Here is a 17,796-nt window from a genome sequence, read left to right on the forward strand (position 1 = left end):
TCCGCGCCGCCGCCGGGCGGCCGCATTCGATGGAGCATGGAGCTGATACATGGCTAAGAAAACCAGGCGGCCCGAGCCGGTCGCATCCCGGCCGAGCCGCGACGAAGCCGAGGAAGCCGTCCGCGTGCTGCTGCGCTGGGCGGGCGACGATCCCGCGCGCGAAGGCCTGATCGATACGCCGGCGCGCGTCGTGCGTGCGTACGAGGAGTTCTTCTCCGGCTATACGCTCGAGCCGCGCGACATCCTCGCGCGCACCTTCAGCGAGGTCGACGGCTACGACGAGATGATCGTGCTGAAGGACATCCGCTTCGAGAGCTACTGCGAACACCACATGGTGCCGATCATCGGCCGCGCGCACGTCGCGTATCTGCCGAATCATCGCGTCGTCGGCATCTCGAAGCTCGCGCGCCTCGTCGATGCGTTCGCGAAGCGCCTGCAGATCCAGGAAAAGATGACGGTGCAGATCGCCGACACGCTGTTCGACGTGCTGCAGCCGAAGGGCGTCGGCGTGATCCTCGAAGCCGCGCACCAGTGCATCTCGACGCGCGGCGTGCACAAGCCGGGCGTCGAGATGGTCACGTCGCGGATGCTCGGCACGTTCCGCACCGACCCGTCGACGCGGCGCGAATTCCTGTCGATCGTCGCGAACCCTTCTTCAGTCAACCTGACGAATACGTAAATGGAGTCGACGAAGCAAGCGGCGCACGCGCCCGTCGTGCTGGTGACCGGCGCCGCGCGCCGGGCCGGACGCGCGTTCGCCGAGTATTTCGCCGCGCACGGCTATCGCACCGCGGTGCACTACGATCGCTCGGCGGACGCCGCGCAGGCCGCGGCCCGCGCGATCGCCGAACGCGGAACGGATTCTGTCGCGCTGCAGGCCGACCTGTCCGACGCCGCGCAGGTCGCCGCGCTGATCGACCAGGTCTACGCACGCTTCGGCCGCCTCGACGTGCTGGTCAACAATGCATCGGTGTTCTGGCAGGACCACTTCCCGAGCTTCGACCTCGCGGCGTTCGACCAGGCCTGGGCCGTCAATTGCCGCGCGCCGATCCTGCTCACGCGCGCGTTCTACGAGCGGGCCCGCGCGGCCGGCGCGCAGGGCGTCGTCGTGAACGTGGTCGACCAGAAGATCAAGGAAAACTTTCACCGCGACCATTTCAGCTACACGGTCGCGAAGGCGGCGCTCGGCAATCTCACGCAGATGCTCGCGCTGTCGGCGTCGCCGGTGCTGCGCGTGAACGCGGTGTTCCCCGGGCTGATGCTGCCGAGCGACGACCAGACGCAGGCCGACTTCGAACACGCGAGCCGCGCGTCGACGCCGCTCGCGCGCATCGCCGGGCCGAAGGACGTCGCGAGCGCGATCCTGCTGCTGACGGGCAGCGCCTACAACGGCGTGGATTTCGTCGTCGACGCGGGGCAGAACCTGATCCGCGTCGACCAGGACGTGCTGTACAAGCACCGCTCGCCGGCCGGCAAGCACTGACGCCGGCGCGCGCCCCCGCCTTGCGTTACGGCTTTTCGGCGCGCTCGCCTTCGCGCACCTTGCCCTGCGCGACGCTGGTGCCGGGCGGCACGCTGTGCGTGAGCCACACGTTGCCGCCGATCACCGAGCCGCGGCCGATCGTCACGCGACCGAGAATCGTCGCGCCCGCATAGATCACGACGTCGTCCTCGACGATCGGATGGCGCGCATTGCCCTTCACCAGCGCGCCGTCGCCGTCGGCCGGGAAACTCTTCGCGCCGAGCGTGACGGCCTGGTACACGCGCACGCGCTCGCCGATGATCGCGGTCTCGCCGATCACGACGCCGGTGCCGTGGTCGATGAAGAAGCTCGGGCCGATCTGCGCGCCCGGATGGATGTCGATGCCGGTGGCCGAATGCGCGATTTCATTGATGAAGCGCGCGAGCAGCGGCACGCCGAGCCGGTGCAGCGCATGCGCGAGCCGATGGTGCATCATCGCGAGCACGCCTGGGTAGCACAGCAGGATTTCGGTGATGTGCTGCGCGGCCGGATCGCCCGCGTAGGCGGCCTGGATATCGCTGACGAGCAGGGCGCGGATCTCCGGCAATTGCCGGCCGAACTCGCGCGCGATCTCGAACGCGCGCTCGTCGAGCGCGGCGGGCGGCGTATCCGCATGCTCGGGCAGGAACGGCAGCGCACGGCGAATCTGCTCGGACAGGATCCGCAGCGTGCTTTCGAGCGTATGGCCGACGTAGTAGTCGACGCTTTCATCTGTCAGGTCCGGCGCGCCGTAATGCGTCGGAAACATCGACGCGCGCAGGCCGGTCACGATCTTGCAGATCGCGTCGCGGGACGGCAGTTCACGGATGCCGCGCGGATGGCGCGTGCGATGGCGCTCCTCGCGCGACTCGCGCAAGCCGGCGACGATTTCTTCGAGGCCCCACTGACGGGCGGGTGATGTCGACATAGGTCCATGCAGGCGGCCGCGCCGCATCGCTCGGCCGCAAATAAAGTGACGGGTTCGACAAGATTACCGCGTTTTTCGTCCGAAAGCGGCGCGCGGGCCATCGGCCGGACGGCCGACGCGACGGGGCGCGCGGCGGCGTCAGATCGTGATACTGCTGGCGTCGATCCAGCGCACCGCCCAGTCGCGCGCATGCGCGATCGCGGCGCCTTCGTCGTTGAACTGGAGCTCGGACGGGAAGAACCGGTTCGCCACCAGTTCTCCGTCGCTCGACCGGGAGATCACGACATAGGGTTTGAACGAACCGTCGCTGGCGCGCGCGGGCGCGCAGTTCAACAGATAGCCGCGATGCGTGAAGGCAGTAGTCGCTTGCATGAATACGCCACCTCTAGTCCCTTGCTTTGTTGTTCACTACCCGTCTTTGAGGGTGCTGGCGCCCCGATGCGGGCAGAGACGGCGAGATCGCATCCCCTGTCGCCGCTTCGCAAGAAACGAATCATACTCTGTAGAAAACGCGTCTTCTAGCTGAAATAAATCATGACAAATCAGCGCGCGCCGCGCGACCGCGGCGATCGCCCGCGCGCCTTTTCCCGTCGTGCCCGGAACGGGATTTGCTTGATCCGGAGCGCTTCGCCGCCAGGAGAGTCGCGATGGAACCGTCTGCCCCGAAGCCGCCCGCCCGTCCGCGCAGCATCGAGCTCGACAACGACGACACGCACGACAGCACGGTCGACACCGACGGCAAGAACCGCGAGGCGGCGCGCCTTGCCGGCGGCGGGCCGATCTCGCCCGACGAGATCACGCGCAGCAACGCGTCGCTCGTCAACGCGATGCCGGAGGCCGGCGACGGCTTTGCCGGCTTCGACAGCCGCCCCGGCGGCAATCATCCGGCGTTCGCGCTGCGCGCGGGCTACATGCTGGTCGAGAAGGGCTTCGACGCGCCGCCGCCGATCGGCGACGAACTGTCCGGCGCCGTGCACCGGATGTACGGCAGCACGCACTGGCCCGGCCACAGCCGGCGACCCGGGCGCGTGATCGAGCTGACGCCGGTGCCGCGGTAGCGCGCGGCGGCGGTGCGTGCGTGCGCGGGCGTGGGCGCCGGCGCGCGCACGCGTCGCCGAAGATCGGCGCGGCGTTTGAATCGGTCGTTTGCCTCGGCCTGCGGGTAGCGCCTGCGTGCCGACGTTGATCGAGATCAGGTCGCGGCGACGCGGTTGCGATTCAATGGCGGTACGGTCGGTGCCGTGCTTGCGTCGCGCCGCCGCGCGCGGCATCGCGTTGCCCGTTCGGCCGTTCGCGATGAAGTCGTTCCGTCCGTCGGTACGCCGCCCGCACCGTTTCGCCGGTTCGACGGTCCACCTCGTTGCGGCGATGCAGCCTGTCGCGCGTCGCGTGGGGTGCGCGCCGCGCACGACGACCGTGCCTCGACCGGCGCGCATCGCAGCAACCGACGTCATCGCGATGCACGCCGACGTGCCCGTGCGGCGCCGATCCCGCTCGCGGCAAGCGATGCAGCGGACGCCGCACTGCAAAGTCCCGGGCATTGGTTTACTCTGCGTCGCAGCAACGCGCAGCTCGATCGGCCATCCGGCCGACTTCCGTTCAATCCGCCTCTCGGAGACACTATGTACAAGCGTATTCTGGTTGCCGTCGACGGCAGCGACACGTCCCGCCACGCATTCGATGCCGCGCTCGCGCTCGCGAAGTCGCACGGCGCGGAGCTGCAGGCGCTCTACGTCGTCGAGAACGCCGCGATCTACTACAACGTGCCGGGCTACGATCCGTCCGTGCTGCGCGACCAGCTGCTCGCGCAGGGCAACGATCTCGCGAAGGACTTCGCGGCGCAGATGCAGGCGGCCGGCGTGAAGGGCCAGACGCTGACGAGCGAGGCGTCGTCGCTCAACGACGTGTCGTCGCTGATCCTCGAAGGCGCGAAGGCATTCGGCGCCGATCTGCTCGTGCTCGGCACGCACGGCCGTCGCGGCTTCCGTCGCCTCGTGCTGGGCAGCATCGCCGAGCAGTGCGTGCGCCACGCATCGCTGCCGGTGCTGCTGATTCCCGCAGCCGCGCACACGGACGAAGCGGCGAGCTGAACGGGTGGGCGCTGCCGCCGCATCGCCCCGTCACCGGCGTGCGCATGCCGCGCATGCATCGGTGCGCCCGCATGCGCGGGCTGCGCAAGCGTGCGCGCGGCAGTGCAACCGGTCGCGACGTTTTGTCACCCGACAGTCGCAACTTGCGGTGGGACAATGATTCCGTCGATTCAACGCCGGAGTAAACGATCATGCTGACGCCCGTCGCCACACGCCCCGCCGCCACGTCTCACGCCGCGAGCTGGGCACCTCGTCAGGCCGCGCACTGCTCGACGTGCGCCATGCGGCACCTGTGCATGCCCCAGGGCCTCGCGCCCGAAGCGCTCAGCCGCCTCGAATCCGTCATCTGCGCGGCGCGGCCGGTGAAGCGCGGCGAAGCGCTGTTCCGCGAAGGCGACGCGTTCGACAACCTGTACGCGGTGCGCTCCGGTTCGCTGAAGACGGTCGCGACGCGCCACGACGGTCGCGAACAGGTCACGGGCCTGCACCTCGCGGGTGAAGCGCTCGGCCTCGACGGCATCTGCGACGACACCCATCCGCGCACCGCGATCGCGCTCGAAGACAGCTCCGTGTGCGTGATTCCGTACGCCGCGCTGAAAACGCTGTGCTCGGAGGCCGGCTCGATGCAGCTGCGCATGCACAAGCTGATGAGCGAACAGATCGTGCGCGAAACGTCGCAGACGATGCTGCTCGGCTCGCTGAACGCCGAGGAGCGCGTCGCCGCCTTCCTGCTCGACGTGTCGTCGCGCTACCTGAAGCGTGGCTATTCGCCGTCCGAATTCAACCTGCGCATGACGCGCGAAGACATCGGCAGCTACCTCGGCATGACGCTCGAAACGGTCAGCCGCACGCTGTCGAAATTCCAGAAGCGCGGCCTGATCGAAATGCAGGGCCGTCACGTGCAGATCGTCGACTTCGACGGCCTTCACCACGTCTGATCCCGCACGCGGCGCGCGCAACATGCGCGACCGCCGCCGGGCCCGCGTCCGTCGGGCCCGTCAATCCAGAAACAGCGCGGCGCGCGCCTTGAGCGCCGCGCTGAAATCGTCGAGCCAGCCGATCGACAGGCGCCAGCTCTGCCAGTAGAGCTCGATGTCGACGGTCCGCCCGGCCGACATGTCGACCAGTTCCCCCGCCGCCAGCTGGCGATCGACCATCCGGTCCGGGCACATTCCCCATCCGAGCCCCGTTTCGCACGCGCGCAGATAACCGGCGACATGCGGGATCCAGTGCTGCGGCGGATCGAGATCCGCGCGCGTCACGCGCCGGATGAAGCGCGCCTGCAGCCCGTCCTTCGGATTGAACATCACGCACGGCGCGCGGCGCAGCGCATCGCGCGTGATGCCCGCCGCGAAATAGCGCGCGTGAAACGCGGGCGAGCACACCGCGCGATAACGGATGCGCCCGAGCCGCGTCGAGCGGCAGCCCTGGATCGGCTCCGCCTGCGCGGTCACCGCGCCCTGCACGCTGCCGTCGCGGATGCGCGCGGCCGTGTAGTCCTGGTCGTCGATCACGAGGTCGAGCAGCGTCTCGCGCTCCGCGCAGAACGGCGCCACCGCGTCGATGAACCACGTCGCGACGCTGTCGTCGTTGACGGCCACGCGCAAGGTCGGCCACCCGGACGCGAGCGGCCCGTGCAACGCCGGCATCCGGCCGGACAGCTCGGCTTCGAGCAACTGCACGCGTTCGGTGTGCCGGCACAGCAGCGCGCCCGACGGCGTCGCGACACACGGCTGGCCGCGCTTGACGAGCACGCTGCCGACGCGTTCCTCGAGCAGTTTCACGCGCTGCGACACGGCCGACGGCGTGACGTTCAGCTCCTTGGCGGCCCGTTCGAACGAACCGTGCCGGATCACCGCCGCGAGCGCATCGAGCAATGCATAGTCGAGCATTAGATTTCCTTAATCGACATTAGGCGATTTAGCTTCTCTTATTTCGCCGATGCCCGCAGACTAGCGCTACCCGATCCATCCGTCCACTGCTGTCATCCACCATGAACTGGCTCGCTTTTTCCCACGGCGTCGCGCTGTGCGCTTCGCTCATCGTCACCATCGGCGCGCAGAACGCGTTCGTGCTCCGGCAGGGCATCATGCGCTCGCACGTCGGCAAGATCGTGCTGCTGTGCGCACTGTCCGACATGATCCTGATCGGCGCCGGCGTCGGCGGCGCCTCGGTGCTCGTCGAACGCTACCCGACCTTCGTCCACGCGGTGCTGTATGTCGGTCTCGCATATCTCGCATGGTTCGGCATCAATGCGCTGCGCCGCGCGTTCAAGCCGGGCCACGAAACGCTTGACGTGCGCGGCGATGCGGTCGCGCCGCCGCCGCAGAGCGGGCTCGCGATCGTGCTGATGACGCTCGCGTTCACGTGGCTCAACCCGCACGTGTATCTCGATACGTTCCTGCTGATCGGCACGGCCGGCGCGCGCGAGCCGGAAGGATCGCGCGCCGCGTTCGCGATCGGCGCGATGACGGTCAGCGTCGTCTGGTTCGTCGGGCTCGGCTACGGCGCGCGACTGCTCGCGCCGTGGTTCCGCAAGGCCGTCGCATGGCGCGTGCTCGACGGCGCGATCGGCAGCATGGTGCTGTTTCTCGCGGCAGTGCAGCTGCGATAACGCACGGGCCGCATCCGCCGGCCGTCATCCGATTCGGCCCCGCTCGTCGCGCGGGGCTTTCCCGTCTTTTCCCGGCTTTTCCGACCCCGCTGCGCATTACCGCAGCAGCACGCATCCGTCGCGAAATCCGCTCCCGATCGAATCCGGCCGCACCGGATGACGGATAGCGGACGACTCGTCTGCCGTGCGATCCAATCCCTCCGTTATCGCGGCATTTCACGGCCTGCACGAATCGCACCGATCAGGGACAATGTTCGGGTTCCCGCGACGCCGGCGAACCTGCTCTGCACGCACTGCCGCGTCGTCGCGATCGACACCGTCAATTCCGCAGTTCAATCCGTGACACCCACATCGGAGAGAAAGATGGCATTACGCACACTCGGTACGTCGGACATCCAGGTATCGCCGCTCGCATTCGGCGGCAACGTGTTCGGCTGGACCGCCGACGAGAACACCTCGTTCTCGCTGCTCGACGCGCTCGCCGACACCGGCATCAACTTCATCGACACGGCCGACGTCTATTCGGCGTGGGTGCCCGGCAACAGCGGCGGCGAATCGGAAACGATCATCGGCAAGTGGCTCAAGCGCTCCGGCAAGCGCGATCAGGTCGTGATCGCGACCAAGGTCGGGATGCTCGGCGCGCGCGCCGGCCTGTCGAAGGACAACATCCTGAACGCGGTCGACGATTCGCTGCGCCGCCTGCAGACCGACCATATCGACCTGTACTTCTCGCACCGCGACCTCGCCGACACGCCGCTCGAGGAAACGCTCGGCGCGTATCGGACGCTGATCGACGCGGGCAAGGTGCGCATCATCGGCGCGTCGAACTACAGCGGCGCGCGCCTGCGCGAAGCCGCCGAGATCAGCCGGCGCGACGGCCTGCCCGCGTACCAGGTCATCCAGCCCGAATACAACCTGATCAACCGCGCGGAATACGAACGCGATCTCGAACCGGTGGTGCGCGACCTGAAGCTCGGCGTCGTCAACTACTACGCGCTCGCGAGCGGCTTCCTGTCGGGCAAGTACCGCAGCGAAGCCGACCTGAAGAAGAGCGTGCGCGGCGATCGCGTCGCCGGCTATCTGAACGATCGCGGCCTGCGCATACTCGCGGCGCTCGACGCCGTCGCCGACAAGCACGGCACGCAGCCGGCCGCGATCGCGCTCGCATGGCAGATCGCGCGGCCGACGATCACCGCACCGATCGCCAGCGCGACGTCGCTTGCGCAACTCGCGCTGCTCGGCGACGCGATTCGCGTACAGCTCGATCAGGACGACATCCGGAAAATCGACGAAGCCAGCGCCGCTTGAGCTGCGTGCATGCGGGCGGGTCGTAGGAATATCGCGCCGTCGCGCGGTTCCGCCGCCCGGCCCGCGTGACGCGGTGTACCAGCGATGCGATGGCGGCGAAGGCGCGCGCATCGCAACGCGCACGCCGAATCGAGCATTCGGGATCTTCACGTCAGTCACGCGCGTTCTCCCGACTTGAACGTCACTTGCAGCACGAGCCGCCGCAAGCGCGCGATCGGCGAACACGGCCCTTAACCCGAAATCGCATTCGCGATTTGACCGGCACGGCCGCTTCTTTTGCCCGACACGGACATCGCCCCGGTCGCCGGCCGCAACGCCCCGCCCGGCAAGGCTTTCGCCGCGCCCCGGTGTTTCACGGATTGACCGCGGCCTTCGACGTCGCCGAGACTGCGCCGCTCGGGCGTCATTGGGAGAACGTCATGCCGGACACCAGCACCGGGATCGTCACGATCTCGACGCGCGCCGTGCGCGGCCACGAGCGCGTCGACTTCTGGGTCGACCACGTCGCACGCTCGCTCGTGCGCATCGAGTGCAGCGGCAAATCGTCGGACGGCATCGACGCGACCCTGCGCAAGCGCGACCTCGCGCTGTTCAGCGCATGCGACATCGTCGCGAACCGGCACGCGGTCGTGCGCACGCCGCACAACATCCATGCGGACCAGCGCGACGCGGTGTTCGTCTGCCTGATGCACGCGGGACAAGGCTATACATTCCAGGACGTCGAGTGCATGCAGCACGCGCCCGGCGACATCGTGCTCTACGACACGTCGATGCCGTACGGCCACGGCTTTCCCGCCGACATGGCGATGACCGTGCTCGACGTGCCGCGCGACGTGTTCGAGGCGCGCGTCGGCCCGTGGCGCTATCGCGGCGCGGTCAAGATCGATCGCGACGACGGCGTCACGTCGTGGGCCGCGCGCCAGGTCTATGCATTGCTCGCCGAGCCGCATTCGCCGGCGCACGACGCGCGCGAACGGCGCGCCGCAGCCGTGCTCGATCTCCTGCGGTCGATGCTGCGCCTGCGCGACGGCGATGTATCGCCGACGAAGTCGACCGTCCATACGCTGTCGCGGGCCAAGGCGTTCATCGAAAGCCGTCTCGACGACGATGCGCTCGACTGCCACGCGGTGAGCCGCGCGATCCACCTGTCGCCGCGCCAGCTCGCGCGCATCTTCGAGATCGAGGGAATGCCGCTCACGCGCTACATCCTCGCGCGGCGTCTCGAGCGCTGTCGCGCGGACCTGCGCGACCGGTCGCTGAAACACCTGACGGTCAGCGAAATCGCGTTCCGCTGGGGCTTCAACAACAGCGCGCACTTCAGCCGCAGCTACCGCGCCCGCTTCGGCGAAACGCCGAGCGAGACGCGCGCACCGGGCATGACGCGATAACGTCGGTTCGCCCGCGTCATTGAGCGGACAGGACGTGCGCCATTCGCTGCGCCGGGCCGCTGCGTGTCCGCGCGAGGCAAGCACGACGGCCGTGCCGGTCAAACCGGGCCACGGCCCGCTCGCTAATCTGGCGCCTTGCGCGGCGGCACACGTTCCGCCGCCCGACACAGCAAGGAGAAAAAGCGGGATGGAGACGTACGACCATATCGTCGTGGGCGGCGGTTCGGCCGGTTGCACGATCGCGCATCGACTGGTGAAGGCCGGCAGGCGCGTGCTGCTGCTCGAGGACGGGCCGAAGGACGACAGCCTGTTCATCAGGATTCCGGCGACGTTCATCCGCGTGCTCGGCACCGCGCGCACGGTCACCTTCGAAAGCGAGCCGCAGGCCGGCGCCGCCGGACGCCGGACCTATGTGCCGCAGGGCCGCACGCTGGGCGGCGGCAGCTCGGTCAACGCGATGCTGTACGTGCGCGGCACGCGCGACGACTACGACGAATGGACCGCGCTCGGCTGTGCCGGCTGGGGATGGAACGACGTGCTGCCGGTCTTCAAGCGCGCCGAATCGCACGTGCGGCTGTCCGAGCCGTTCCACGGCACCGACGGGCCGCTGAAGGTCGGCGACACGCGCTTCCGGCACCCGCTGAGCCTCGCGTTCGTGAAGGCCGCGCAGGAAACCGGCCTCGCGTACAACGACGACTTCAACGGCGCCGCGCAGCAGGGCGTCGGCTTCTACCATACGACGATCTTCGACGGACGGCGCGGCAGCACCGCAGCCACCTATCTCGCCGACGTGCTCGACCGGCCGAACCTGCGCGTGCTGACCGGCTGCCGCGTCACGCGCGTGCGCTTCGACGGACGGCGCGCGTGCGGCGTCGAATGGCGCAGCGGCACCGGCGCGACGGGCGCGGCAGCCGCGCGCTCGGACCTCGTGCTCGCAGCCGGCGCGTTGAGCACGCCGAAGCTGCTGATGCTGTCGGGCATCGGGCCCGGCGCGCACCTGAACGCGCTCGACATCGACGTGCTGCACGACAGCCCCGAAGTCGGCGCGAACTACCAGGACCACCTCGAAGTGTCGATCTACGGCTACAGCCATGCGCCGATCAGCCTGCTCGGCCAGGACCGCGGGCTGGCGGCGCTGCGCCACGGCCTGCAATGGATGCTGTGCCGCACCGGCCTGCTGACGTCGAACGTCGTCGAGTCGGGCGCGTTCGTCGACACGACGGGCGACGGCCGGCCCGACATCCAGTTCCACGTGCTGCCGACGCTGGTCGGCGACGTCGACCGCGCGCCGCTGCCGGGCCACGGCCTGTCGATCAACCCGTGCCTGCTGCGGCCGCGCTCGCGCGGCGCGATGCAGCTGCGCAGCCGCGACCCCGCCGCGCCGATTCGCTTCGACAGCGGCGCGCTGTCGGATCCGGCCGATGTCGACGGGCTCGTGCGCGGCGTCGCGCTCGCGCGGCGCATCATCCGCGCGCCGTCGCTCGCCCGTCTCGTGCGGGAAGCGGAAACGCTGTCGGACGCGACGCTGGCCGACTACGTGCGGCAGCGTGCAAAGACCGTCTACCACCCGGCCGGCACCTGCCGGATGGGCAGCGACGCGCAGGCGGTCGTCACGCCGCGTCTCGCGGTGCGCGGCGTCGATGGGCTGCGGATCTGCGATGCGTCGGTGATGCCGCGCATCGTGTCGGGCAACACGAACGCGCCGACGATCATGATCGCGGAGCGCTGCGCGGACTTCATGCTGACGGACTGACGCGCAAAAGGCGCGCACGGCACGCGCCGCCGCGCCGGCCTCAGCGGTCGGTCGTGCGCGCCGCGTCGCGCAGCGCCATCGGCGACGCGCCATACCGGTCGCGAATCGCGCGGCTGAAATGCGCCTGGCTCGAAAATCCCCAGCGGAACGCGATCTCGCCGACGCTGGTCTTGCGCAGGCGCGCATCCGTCAGCTCGCGGTAAGCATGCAGCAGCCGTTCCGACCAGATGTGCTGCGTGACCGACTCGCCCTCGGCGGCAAACAGCCGGCTCAGGTGGCGCAGCGACAGCCCGACCGCATCGGCGACGGCCTGCGGCCCGAGTTCCGGCTCGCCGAGATGGGTCGCGATGTACTGCTTCGCGGTCAGCAGATACGACAGCGACGTGCGCGAGGCGCGCACGCCGTTCACCTCGGCGTCGATCAGTTCCGCGACCAGCGTGCGCGTGCACTCGGAGAAGCGCGCCGCGTCGCCCTCGACGGGCGTCTTCATGAAGCGCTCGACACTCGCGCGCAGCGTGGTGCCGAGCATCTCGCCCGCACCGGGCCGCGGCGAGATCTTCAGCGGCAGCAACGCCAGTTCCGCTTCGAGCCGGCGGTCGATCATCGCGATCGGGATGTCGATCAACAGCTGCCGCATCGGCGTCAGGAATCCGAAAAGATAGGGGACGCGCGTGTCGTAGACGACGATGTCGCCGGCTTCCGCCAGCAGGCAGCGGTCGTGCTGGATGAAATACGCGCGTCCGCTGACGATCTGGCACGCGAACAGCGCTTCCTTCGGCAACTGGCGCACGAGCGCCGGACTGCGCTCGATCACATGGTCCTGCCCGCGAATGTCGGCGATCCCGAGGCCCGGCAGCGCCAGGTCGGTCTTCGTGACCTCGAGCCCCGCCGGCGACAGCGACGAACAGCGCAGGCCGACCAGCGTCGCCGCGTTGAACGCATCCCAGTACGCCATCCGGTCGCGCGCCGGCACGTCGGCGGTCGAGCCGTGCGTGCATGAAAGAACGGTCGAATTCGTCACGTCGCCTCCTGCGGGCGCCTGTCGTGCGCAGCGGCACGATTGGGGATGGTTCGTCTCGAAAATGGTGCGGAGCAATGTCCGAACCGATCAAGCAATTCGTCCCGCCCAGTCAAGAGCGGTGAGTACCGGCCGGCTAAAGTCGAGCCCACGACATCTGCACACAAAGGAGACAAACCGTGGTCGACCAAGCCGTCACCGAATTCTGGCAAAACATCGCGCCGATTGCCAATCCGTTCAAGCCCGATGCGCTGCCGGAAGTCTACATCGCGAATGCGGTCACCGAGGACGAGCGATACTACGTTCCGTTCACCGAAACGGTTTCGTCGCGGCCGCTGTGGATCTCGCCGACGCAGAACAAATGGTGCGACATCCTGATGGCGAAGCAGGCGGGGCTCGTGAACCGTCACTACCACCCGCACGAAGTATTCGCGTACACGATCTCCGGGAAATGGGGCTACCTCGAGCACGAGTGGACCGCGACGCGCGGCGACTTCGTGTACGAGACGCCGGGCGAAGGCCATACGCTCGTCGCGTTCGATCACCCGGAGCCGATGCGCGCGTTCTTCATCGTCAAGGGGCCGCTGATCTGGCTCGACGAGGCCGGCAATCCCGACGGCTACTTCGACGTGCATTCGTACATCGCGATGTGCAAGGCCCACTACGAGAAAGTGGGCCTCGGTGCACAGGCGGTCGAGAAACTGTTCCGTTGACGCGCGACGAGGCCATCCATGACATCCTCCCCTTCCCGGAAGTCGGCGTGGACGTACGAGAACAGGCTGCTATTGATCCTGTTCATGACGTTCGGCTTCGTGTTCTTCGACCGCCTCGCGCTGTCGTTCCTGTTCCCGTTCATGTCGGCCGAGCTGCACCTGACCAACGCGCAGCTCGGCATGGTGTCGTCCGCGCTCGCGCTGACCTGGGCGCTGTCGGGCGCCGCGACCGGCGCGTGGTCCGATGCGCGCGGCACACGCAAGCCGCTGCTGATCGCGGCGGTGCTCGGCTTCTCGGTCTGCTCGGCGCTGTCGGGGCTCGTCGGCGGCTTCGCGAGCCTGATCGCGTTCCGCGCGCTGATGGGCATCGCCGAAGGCCCGGTGCTGCCGCTGTCGCAGTCGCTGATGGTCGAGAGTTCGACGCCGAGCCGCCGCGGGCTGAACATGGGCCTGCTGCAGGGCTCCGCCGCCGGCCTGCTCGGCGCGATGATCGGCCCGCCGGTCGTGATCGGCATCGCGACCGCATACGGCTGGCGCGAAGCGTTCTACGTGTCGTGCCTGCCCGGCTTCGCGATCGCGTTCTGCATCTGGCGCTGGGTGCGCGAAGTGCCGCCCGGCGGCGCACGGCATGCGCAGGCCCACGGCGACGGCGCGCCGGCCGCGGGCGGCGCGGCCGTCAGCCGCTGGGCGCTGCTGAAGGAACGCAACATCCTGCTGTGCGTGCTGATCAGCTGCTTCTTCCTCACGTGGTTCGTCGTGGTCATCTCGTTCGCGCCGACGTTCCTGGTCAGCAGCCGCCACCTGTCCGCGTCGGACATGGGCGTCGTGATGACCTGCCTTGGCGCCGCATGGGTGTTCTGGGGCTTCGCGGTGCCCGCGATCTCCGACCGCATCGGCCGCAAGCCGACGATGATCGTGTTCGCGCTCGTCGCGGCCGCCTGCCCGGTCGTGATGATCCATGCGAGTTCGCTGTGGGCGCTCGGCACGCTCGTGTTCGCGACCTACACCGGCCTCGGCTGCTTCACGCTGTTCATGGCGACGATTCCGGCCGAGACGGTGCCCCCGCGCTCGATCGCGAGCGCGCTCGGCCTGATCATGGGCGCCGGCGAGCTGATCGGCGGCTTCGTTGCGCCGACCGTCGCCGGCGTCGCGGCCGATCGCTACGGACTGTCGTTTGCGATGTGGATGTCGGCGGCCGGCGCGGTGCTCGCATGCGTGCTGTCGTTCGGTCTCGTCGAAACCGCGCCGGCCGTGCTGCGCAGGCGTGCGCTCGCCGGCGCCGCCGCGAACCGTCTCGACACGCCCAACCTCGGAGGACGCTGAGATGCGCGCACTTCAATGGCATGGCGCGCGCGACGTGCGCCTCGTCGAGATCGACACGCCGCGCGTCGGGCCCGACGAGGTCCGCATCGCGGTCGCGTATTGCGGAATCTGCGGCAGCGATCTGCATGAGTACGCGGACGGCCCGCATGCGATCCCGGTCGATGCGCCGCATCCGCTGTCGGGCCGCACCGCGCCGCTGACGCTCGGCCACGAGTTCTGCGGCACCGTGGTCGAAACCGGCGCGAACGTCACCGCGCTGCGCGCCGGCGACCGCGTCGCGATCGAGCCCGAGTATCGCTGCCGTCGATGCGCGTACTGCCGCGCCGGGTCGTACAACCTGTGCGTGTCGATGGGCTTCGCCGGACTGATGGGCGACGGCGGGATGGCCGACTTCGCGGTCGTGCCCGCCTACATGCTGCATCGGCTGCCCGACGGCGTCAGCCTCGAACAAGCCGCGGTGATGGAACCGGCCGCCGTCGCGCTGCATGCGCTGCGGCGCGGCGAACTGCGGCTCGGCGACACCTGCGCGGTGTTCGGGCTCGGGCCGATCGGCCTGTTGCTGATCATGCTCGCGAAGCTGCAGGGCGCGACGACGATCGCCGCCGTCGACGTGTCGCCCGAACGTCTTGCGGCAGCCACGCGCTTCGGCGCGACGCACGTGTTCGACGCCCGCGCGTTCGACCCGCCCGCGCTGCGCGACGCGATTCACGCGGCCACCGGCGGGCTCGGCGTCGACGCCAGTTTCGAGGCGGCCGGACTGCCGTCCACGTTCGAAGCGGCAATGCACGCACTGCGCAAGGGCGGCCGCGTCGTGATGGTCGGCTTGATGCCGCATGCCAGCTTCGATGCATTCCGCGCGGTCAACGACGAACTGACGTTCACGGCAAGCGTCGGCTACCGGCATGCATACGAGGATCTGCTGCGCCTCGTCGCGTCGGGCGCGCTCGACCTCACGTCGATCGTCACGCGCACCGTGTCGCTCGAGGACGCGGTCGCGGACGGCTTCGACGCGCTGCTCGCGGATCGCGCGCAGATCAAGATCCTGGTTTCCCCCGCGCTCGGGCCCGCCCGGCGCACACACGTCACAGGGAGCATCGAGCATGAGCCAGCCGTCGGTGTTTGAAGGCAAGAGCGTCGTCGTGACGGGCGGCACGTCGGGCATCGGCGCGCGCACCGCGCTGCGTTTCGCGCAGGCGGGCGCGTCGGTCGTCACGCTCGGGCTCGACGCCGCCGGCCCGCATGCGCCCGTGCACGACGCCATCCGCAACGTCGAGCTGGACGTGACCGACAGCGATGCGCTGACGCACACGATCGCCGCACTGCCGCGTCTCGACGTGCTCGTCAACGGCGTCGGCATCAGCCGGCACGCGGACGAATACCTGATGGACCAGTTCGAACGCGTGCTGAACGTGAACCTGACGTCGGTGATGCGTGCATCCGATGCCGCACGACCCGCGCTGTCGGTCAACGGCGGCTCGATCGTCAACATCGCGTCGATGTACACGTACTTCGGCAGCAAGGACCGGCCCGCGTACAGCGCGAGCAAGGGCGGCGTCGCGCAGCTCACGCGCTCGCTCGCGCAGGCGTGGGCCGATCGCGGCATCCGCGTCAACGCGGTCGCGCCCGGCTGGATCGACACGCCGCTCAGCAGCGGACTGATGGCCGACGCGCAGGCGTCGCGCCGGATCCTCGATCGCACGCCGCTCGGGCGCTGGGGCACGACCGACGAAGTCGCGGAAGTCATCCTGTTCCTGTGCTCGCCCGGCGCATCGTTCGTCACCGGCGCGATCGTGCCGGTCGACGGCGGCTATTCGACGGTCTAGCGCGCGGCGTATCGGCGTATCGGCAGCCCGCCGATGCGCCGGCACGCAGGCGATTCCCTCCGGATTCGATCGAACCGAACGGATCCATACGGAACAACCGACCAAATAATTAGTAATCCAATTAGAAATCCGATCTGATCGGACAGACAGGAGACATATCTTGGAGACGACGAAAAAGACGCTTCTCGCGCTGACGGCCTGCGCGATTCCTGCCGTATCGTTTGCGCAAAGCAGCGTGACGATGTTCGGGCTGATGGACGCCGGCATCAGCTATGTCAGCAACGAAGGCGGCCACGGCAGCGCGAAGTTCGACGACAACATCTTCTTTCCGAACCTGCTCGGCTTCGAAGGCAAGGAGGATCTCGGCGCGGGCACGCGCGCGATCTTCCGGCTCGTCAACCAGTATTCGCTCGCGAACGGCGCGATCATCGGCGGCGGCCTCTTCGGGCGGACCGCGTACGTCGGCCTGCAGAACGACCGCTACGGCACGCTGACGCTCGGCAACCAGTACGAGTTCATGGTCGATGCGCTGGCCGCCGGCGGCAACGAGGTCGCGCAGGACCTCGTCGGCCTGTACGGGTTCCGCAACGGACCGTTCGACAGGCTCGCGCTGCCGAACAACCCGACCGGCGCGTTCGACTGGGACCGCGTGGCCGGCAGCAACCGCGTCGCGAACTCCGTCAAGTACACGAGCCCGTCGCTGGCGGGCCTGACCGTCGGCGCGCTGTACGGCTTCGGCAACGTCGCCGGCTCGATCGGCGCGGCCAATACCGTCAGTGTCGGTGCGAGTTACGACAACGGCCCGTTCGGCGCAGGTGCGGCCTATACGAACCAGAAGTACGGCGCAGCGAACGGATTGCCGGCCACCAGCGTGCGCAACTGGGGCGCGGGCATGCACTACACGCTCGGCCAGGTCACCGCGAAAGCGCTCGTGACGACCGTGCGCAATGCGGCGAATGGCGCGGGCATCTGGTCGGCGGAAGCCGGCGCGTCGTGGCGGCCGTCGCCCGCCTGGGTGATCGGCGCAGCCTACACGTACATGAAGGGCAACGACACGCTCGACAACGCGCACGCGCACCAGGTTCTCGCCGCCGTCCAGTACTGGCTGTCGAAGCGCACGATGGTGTATGTCGCCGGCGTTCACCAGCGCGCGAACCACGGCAGCCGCGCGCAGATCAACGGCGTGATGGATCCGGACGGCGCGTCCGGCGGCGCGCTGCAATCGATCGCACGGATCGGGCTCAGCACGCGGTTCTAGACGTCGGCCGCCCCCTCGGCGGCGCGGCTGCCAAGGCCGCCGATACCGGACGCGCAGCGCGTGCGACCTGCGCGTCGGT

General features: G+C 68.7%; 18 protein-coding genes. 14 read left to right on the forward strand and 4 right to left on the reverse strand.

The genetic code is table 11. The annotated features are described in order from the left end of the window. Positions 1-49: 49 nt before the first annotated feature. Positions 50-679 carry a GTP cyclohydrolase I FolE gene (folE, locus tag WS57_RS12700; protein ID WP_009690664.1) on the forward strand — a complete coding sequence of 210 codons (630 nt, stop codon included), beginning with the start codon at positions 50-52 and terminating at the stop codon, positions 677-679. Beyond that, positions 680-1,483 (forward strand): SDR family oxidoreductase, encoded by an 804-nt coding sequence (locus WS57_RS12705; RefSeq protein WP_059516341.1) that lies wholly within the window; start codon positions 680-682, stop codon positions 1,481-1,483. It begins immediately after the preceding gene. A gap of 25 nt (positions 1,484-1,508) precedes the next feature. Here the strand turns inward: WS57_RS12705 and epsC are convergent, their stop codons facing one another. After that, positions 1,509-2,429, reverse strand: a complete 921-nt coding sequence (epsC, locus tag WS57_RS12710; RefSeq protein ID WP_059477476.1) for a serine O-acetyltransferase EpsC — start codon at positions 2,427-2,429, stop codon at positions 1,509-1,511. 138 nt (positions 2,430-2,567) lie between these two features. Further along, positions 2,568-2,801 carry a hypothetical protein gene (locus WS57_RS12715; protein ID WP_040130699.1) on the reverse strand — a complete coding sequence of 78 codons (234 nt, stop codon included), beginning with the start codon at positions 2,799-2,801 and terminating at the stop codon, positions 2,568-2,570. Between the two features lie 275 nt (positions 2,802-3,076). Here WS57_RS12715 and WS57_RS12720 point away from each other — a divergent pair, with 275 nt between their 5' ends. From WS57_RS12720 to fnr, 3 genes are all read left to right on the forward strand, one after another. Continuing rightward, positions 3,077-3,487 (forward strand): DUF3005 domain-containing protein, encoded by a 411-nt coding sequence (locus WS57_RS12720; protein ID WP_059604385.1) that lies wholly within the window; start codon positions 3,077-3,079, stop codon positions 3,485-3,487. Between the two features lie 564 nt (positions 3,488-4,051). Then, positions 4,052-4,519 carry a universal stress protein gene (locus WS57_RS12725; protein WP_040130701.1) on the forward strand — a complete coding sequence of 156 codons (468 nt, stop codon included), beginning with the start codon at positions 4,052-4,054 and terminating at the stop codon, positions 4,517-4,519. 191 nt (positions 4,520-4,710) lie between these two features. Continuing rightward, positions 4,711-5,457: a fumarate/nitrate reduction transcriptional regulator Fnr gene (fnr, locus tag WS57_RS12730; RefSeq protein ID WP_040130702.1), complete on the forward strand. Its 747-nt coding sequence runs from the start codon at positions 4,711-4,713 to the stop codon at positions 5,455-5,457. A gap of 60 nt (positions 5,458-5,517) precedes the next feature. Here the strand turns inward: fnr and WS57_RS12735 are convergent, their stop codons facing one another. Beyond that, positions 5,518-6,411, reverse strand: a complete 894-nt coding sequence (locus WS57_RS12735; protein WP_069244294.1) for a LysR family transcriptional regulator ArgP — start codon at positions 6,409-6,411, stop codon at positions 5,518-5,520. A gap of 101 nt (positions 6,412-6,512) precedes the next feature. On the opposite strand from WS57_RS12735, the gene WS57_RS12740 reads away from it, so the two are divergent. The 4 genes from WS57_RS12740 (at position 6,513) to WS57_RS12755 (ending at position 11,582) form a co-directional block, all read left to right on the forward strand. Next, positions 6,513-7,133: a LysE/ArgO family amino acid transporter gene (locus tag WS57_RS12740; protein ID WP_069244295.1), complete on the forward strand. Its 621-nt coding sequence runs from the start codon at positions 6,513-6,515 to the stop codon at positions 7,131-7,133. Positions 7,134-7,496: 363 nt separating this feature from the next. After that, a complete protein-coding gene (locus WS57_RS12745; protein WP_009690654.1) occupies positions 7,497-8,441 on the forward strand; it encodes an aldo/keto reductase in 945 nt (314 codons plus the stop codon). A 419-nt stretch (positions 8,442-8,860) separates the two neighbouring features. Beyond that, on the forward strand, positions 8,861-9,829 hold the full coding sequence (locus WS57_RS12750; RefSeq protein WP_059516387.1) for a helix-turn-helix domain-containing protein: 969 nt from the start codon (positions 8,861-8,863) through the stop codon (positions 9,827-9,829). A gap of 187 nt (positions 9,830-10,016) precedes the next feature. Continuing rightward, entirely contained in the window at positions 10,017-11,582 is a 1,566-nt protein-coding gene (locus tag WS57_RS12755; RefSeq protein WP_069244296.1) for a GMC family oxidoreductase, read from the forward strand. A gap of 40 nt (positions 11,583-11,622) precedes the next feature. On the opposite strand, the gene WS57_RS12760 is transcribed toward WS57_RS12755, so the two are convergent. Beyond that, positions 11,623-12,603 (reverse strand): helix-turn-helix domain-containing protein, encoded by a 981-nt coding sequence (locus tag WS57_RS12760; RefSeq protein WP_069244297.1) that lies wholly within the window; start codon positions 12,601-12,603, stop codon positions 11,623-11,625. A 176-nt stretch (positions 12,604-12,779) separates the two neighbouring features. On the opposite strand from WS57_RS12760, the gene WS57_RS12765 reads away from it, so the two are divergent. The 5 genes from WS57_RS12765 (at position 12,780) to WS57_RS12785 (ending at position 17,717) form a co-directional block, all read left to right on the forward strand. Further along, positions 12,780-13,313: a 2,4'-dihydroxyacetophenone dioxygenase family protein gene (locus tag WS57_RS12765; RefSeq protein ID WP_009689225.1), complete on the forward strand. Its 534-nt coding sequence runs from the start codon at positions 12,780-12,782 to the stop codon at positions 13,311-13,313. Between the two features lie 18 nt (positions 13,314-13,331). Beyond that, positions 13,332-14,636 carry an MFS transporter gene (locus tag WS57_RS12770; protein WP_009689226.1) on the forward strand — a complete coding sequence of 435 codons (1,305 nt, stop codon included), beginning with the start codon at positions 13,332-13,334 and terminating at the stop codon, positions 14,634-14,636. Between the two features lies 1 nt (position 14,637). Then, positions 14,638-15,759 (forward strand): 2,3-butanediol dehydrogenase, encoded by a 1,122-nt coding sequence (locus WS57_RS12775; RefSeq protein ID WP_009689227.1) that lies wholly within the window; start codon positions 14,638-14,640, stop codon positions 15,757-15,759. After that, complete coding sequence (locus WS57_RS12780; protein WP_059516346.1) at positions 15,737-16,459, forward strand: SDR family NAD(P)-dependent oxidoreductase; 723 nt, start codon at positions 15,737-15,739, stop codon at positions 16,457-16,459. Before WS57_RS12775 ends, WS57_RS12780 begins: the two co-directional genes overlap by 23 nt. Before the next feature lie 241 nt (positions 16,460-16,700). Next, on the forward strand, positions 16,701-17,717 hold the full coding sequence (locus tag WS57_RS12785) for a porin (protein WP_230949750.1): 1,017 nt from the start codon (positions 16,701-16,703) through the stop codon (positions 17,715-17,717). The last annotated feature ends 79 nt before the right edge of the window (positions 17,718-17,796 follow it).

This window comes from Burkholderia pseudomultivorans, assembly GCF_001718415.1.
GTDB lineage: Bacteria > Pseudomonadota > Gammaproteobacteria > Burkholderiales > Burkholderiaceae > Burkholderia > Burkholderia pseudomultivorans_A.

Coding starts and splice junctions, on each gene's coding strand:
- folE (WP_009690664.1), top strand. CDS start 50: ATGGCTAAGAAAACCAGGCGGCCCGAGCCGGTCGCATCCCGGCCGAGC.
- WS57_RS12705 (WP_059516341.1), top strand. CDS start 680: ATGGAGTCGACGAAGCAAGCGGCGCACGCGCCCGTCGTGCTGGTGACC.
- epsC (WP_059477476.1), bottom strand. CDS start 2,429: ATGTCGACATCACCCGCCCGTCAGTGGGGCCTCGAAGAAATCGTCGCC.
- WS57_RS12715 (WP_040130699.1), bottom strand. CDS start 2,801: ATGCAAGCGACTACTGCCTTCACGCATCGCGGCTATCTGTTGAACTGC.
- WS57_RS12720 (WP_059604385.1), top strand. CDS start 3,077: ATGGAACCGTCTGCCCCGAAGCCGCCCGCCCGTCCGCGCAGCATCGAG.
- WS57_RS12725 (WP_040130701.1), top strand. CDS start 4,052: ATGTACAAGCGTATTCTGGTTGCCGTCGACGGCAGCGACACGTCCCGC.
- fnr (WP_040130702.1), top strand. CDS start 4,711: ATGCTGACGCCCGTCGCCACACGCCCCGCCGCCACGTCTCACGCCGCG.
- WS57_RS12735 (WP_069244294.1), bottom strand. CDS start 6,411: ATGCTCGACTATGCATTGCTCGATGCGCTCGCGGCGGTGATCCGGCAC.
- WS57_RS12740 (WP_069244295.1), top strand. CDS start 6,513: ATGAACTGGCTCGCTTTTTCCCACGGCGTCGCGCTGTGCGCTTCGCTC.
- WS57_RS12745 (WP_009690654.1), top strand. CDS start 7,497: ATGGCATTACGCACACTCGGTACGTCGGACATCCAGGTATCGCCGCTC.
- WS57_RS12750 (WP_059516387.1), top strand. CDS start 8,861: ATGCCGGACACCAGCACCGGGATCGTCACGATCTCGACGCGCGCCGTG.
- WS57_RS12755 (WP_069244296.1), top strand. CDS start 10,017: ATGGAGACGTACGACCATATCGTCGTGGGCGGCGGTTCGGCCGGTTGC.
- WS57_RS12770 (WP_009689226.1), top strand. CDS start 13,332: ATGACATCCTCCCCTTCCCGGAAGTCGGCGTGGACGTACGAGAACAGG.
- WS57_RS12775 (WP_009689227.1), top strand. CDS start 14,638: ATGCGCGCACTTCAATGGCATGGCGCGCGCGACGTGCGCCTCGTCGAG.
- WS57_RS12780 (WP_059516346.1), top strand. CDS start 15,737: ATGAGCCAGCCGTCGGTGTTTGAAGGCAAGAGCGTCGTCGTGACGGGC.
- WS57_RS12785 (WP_230949750.1), top strand. CDS start 16,701: ATGTTCGGGCTGATGGACGCCGGCATCAGCTATGTCAGCAACGAAGGC.